This window comes from Deinococcus sp., from assembly GCF_025362455.1.
In the GTDB taxonomy this organism is placed as follows: Bacteria; Deinococcota; Deinococci; order Deinococcales; family Deinococcaceae; genus Deinococcus.
In genome coordinates this window covers 1-2,855 of the sequence record NZ_JANYGJ010000235.1, presented here as the reverse complement: position 1 = coordinate 2,855, position 2,855 = coordinate 1, and the positions used below count along the sequence as shown (strand labels likewise).

3 protein-coding genes and 1 pseudogene are annotated in these 2,855 nt (G+C 62.8%); 3 read left to right on the top strand and 1 reads right to left on the bottom strand.

All coding sequences use genetic code 11. The annotated features are described in order from the left end of the window. The 3 genes and pseudogenes from Q0R23_RS16515 to dcm form a co-directional block, all read left to right on the top strand. Positions 1-241 (top strand): annotated as a pseudogene (locus Q0R23_RS16515) (hypothetical protein); the annotation flags it as partial. 100 nt (positions 242-341) lie between these two features. Next, positions 342-1,082: a hypothetical protein gene (locus Q0R23_RS16510; RefSeq protein ID WP_293914765.1), complete on the top strand. Its 741-nt coding sequence runs from the start codon at positions 342-344 to the stop codon at positions 1,080-1,082. Then, positions 1,079-2,197 carry a DNA (cytosine-5-)-methyltransferase gene (gene dcm, locus Q0R23_RS16505; RefSeq protein ID WP_293914764.1) on the top strand — a complete coding sequence of 373 codons (1,119 nt, stop codon included), beginning with the start codon at positions 1,079-1,081 and terminating at the stop codon, positions 2,195-2,197. The genes Q0R23_RS16510 and dcm overlap by 4 nt, the downstream gene beginning before the upstream one ends. Before the next feature lie 222 nt (positions 2,198-2,419). Here dcm and Q0R23_RS16500 read toward each other — a convergent pair. After that, a partial coding sequence (locus Q0R23_RS16500; protein ID WP_293914762.1) for an aldo/keto reductase occupies positions 2,420-2,855 on the bottom strand: 436 nt, incomplete at its 5' end.

Here is a 2,855-nt window from a genome sequence, read left to right as displayed (position 1 = left end):
GCAGGGCGTAGTAAACCTGACCGGCGGCAGCTTCGAGAACACCCGGCCCGGCAGCGGCGTGTTTGGCTTCGTGCGTGAGGCGGGTCACGAGCGGGTGCTGGTGCTCCTCAACTTCGGCGGCGAGGCCGTGCCGATCCGCTTACTGGAGATGCAGGGCGCCGAATTGCTGCTGAGCAGTCACGCTGGGGCTGCTGCTGGCGTGCTGCGCGGGAATGAGGCGCAGATGTGGCGGCTAGGGTGAAGCAGGGGCCAGGCGCTACAGTGCGGCTATGAATGTGCCAGGCGCCGCTGCTCCCTCGTCCTCACGCTGCGTGGATGTCTTCATCGCCTGTGTGGAGGCCATGAACAGACAGGTGCTGCTGAGAAAAAGAAGTGGGAGTGACAAGGAATTTTTCTTCCAGGACTGGATGCAGGAGCGCCTGAAAGAAGTCGTGGGCGATCATTACAGCGATGTGGGCCGCAACGGGTATCCCGATTTTGTGCTGAGCGACAGCGCCGAAGGCTACGAACTCAAGGGTCTGTCGCTGCCTGGGCGCCCAACCATCGATTCGAACAGCCGCTTTCCCCAGGCGATGCACCGTGGGAGGCAGATCTACTATGTTTTCGGGCGCTATCCACAGACTTCGGACTTGAGCCTGGGCTTATCCGACCTGCTGATCTGCCACGCCTCGTTTATCAATGCCACCGCCGCCGATCCCAAGAATAAAAGTTTTCTGGGCTACGGCAGCTACGGCGATCTGATGGTAAGGGACCGCAAGATGTATGTCTTTCCACTGCCGTTTTATACGGCGAGCGGCACCGTCGGCAACCGCACCTTGATCTTGCCTGACTACAGCCCAGTCGATGACCGTCTGGAGTGCGTGGGTGAGCTGGTGCGCCGGGAGGTCGAACGCCTGCTGGTCGGCTACACCTTCGATTTCCGCAGCAATACCCTGACGCCGGAATTTACCACCAATCCGCAAGCGGGTCGGGAACACCGATTCAGGGCGTATCGCCTGGCAGGGCAGTCCGGCGAGGCCGTGACCCTGACCGACAGCCGCGAGGTACTGGAGGAAGCGCTGGAAGCGGGTGACGAGGTTTGAGGCGCTACACCGTACTGAGTCTGTTTACCGGCGCCGGGGGGCTTGATCTGGGGTTCGATCAGGAGGGCTTTCAGCACCTGGAAGCGGTGGAGTTCAACCCCTGGGCGGTGCAGACGCTGCGCCGCAACCGTCCGCACTGGAACGTGCAGGAAGCGGATGTCCGGCTGTACGAGCCGCGTCTTCCGGAGCGCCCGGATGTGCTGCTGGCAGGCTTTCCCTGTCAGGGGTTTTCACTGGGCGGCCACCGCAACGACAGCGACGAGCGCAATACCCTCTACCGCGAGGTCATTCGGGTGGCGCGGCAGGTGCGTCCCCGCGTGATCGTCATCGAGAATGTCCTGAATCTGAGAACCATGCTGACGCCGGACACCAACCGTCCGTTCGCCCAGCAGATCGCCGCCGATCTGGAAGATGCCGGATACAGCGTGCATTTCGACATCTTCCGGGTATCGGGTTTTGGGGTGCCGCAGACGCGCAGGCGATTTATTTTTGTGGCTTTCCTGGGCGGGGCGCCTGCCGGATACCACCTGCCGCAGCCGGGCAAGCCGACGACCATTCGCTCATTTCTCCATGACCTGGCGCATGACGACCTGCCTGCTCCACTCCCCAACCATGATCCGGTCTGGGGCTTTGAAAGTGCCGTGCATCGGCAAACGGGTGAGCCTTTCTCACTGTCCGAAGCGGTGGTTCCGGTACGCTTTTCCCGCACCGCTTCGGACGGCCATCCGGTGCGCTCCTTCGACGAGCCGTTTCCCGCTGTCGATACGGCGACGGTCTGGGGCTGGGCACAGGGTTGTGTCAGCGCGGCGCGGCATATCAAGGACCGGGCCAGCGAGAAGTACATCCGAAATCCGGAGGCCAGCGTGACGCTCTGGCGGGTGTCGGCCTCACGCCTGCGGTCTTTTACGCACCGCGAATACGCCCGCCTCCAGACCTTTCCGGATCACTGGGAATTCTTCGGCCACAACCGCCGGGATATTCAGATGCAGATCGGCAATGCCGTGCCCGTCGAGTTTGCCCGCCGCGTCGCCCGGAACGTTCATCAGGTGCTGGAAGATTTGGACGCCGGGCGCCCTTTTCTGGACACCGAGGCGCAGGTGATGTCACTGTTTTGAGTGGTGGTAGTGCCTGTTTACCCCGATCCACCCCGTCCCTTTTCCGCCTTCCAGGTGCCGCCGTAGCAGTACTCCGGGTTATTCTCGGCCTCAACCGTGCGGCATGTCGGACATAAAAACACCCAGCCTTCCGCCGCTTTGCGAACAACTCTGTACATCACCAGGCTCGGCTGGCCACAGCGGGCGCAGGGTTTCTGGCGCTGGCGGTGGGCCTCCGGCATCTCACCACAACTCCTGCACCTGGGGCCGGATCAAGCGGTCATATACCTCAGTGACGCCGCGCATCTGTTCCCCCGTCAGCGCACTCAGATCGGCGGCGCGGGCGTTGGCCTCGACCTGAGCGGGGTTCTTGGCACCCGGAATGGCGCAGCTCACCTCCGGAAACATCAGAATCCACCTCAGGGCGAACTCGGCCAGCGTTTGACCCTCCGGCACCAGCGGGCGCAGCGCCTCGACAGCTTGCAACCCCGTGTCATAGTCCACGCCCGAAAACGTCTCGCCTTTGTCGAACGCCTCGCCGTGCCGGTTGAAATTGCGGTGGTCATCGGCGGCGAACGAGCTGTCACGGGTCATCTTGCCGGTCAGCATGCCGCTCGCCAGCGGCACCCGCGCCAGGATGCCCACATCCGCTGCCTTCGCCGCCGTGAAGAACTGCTCA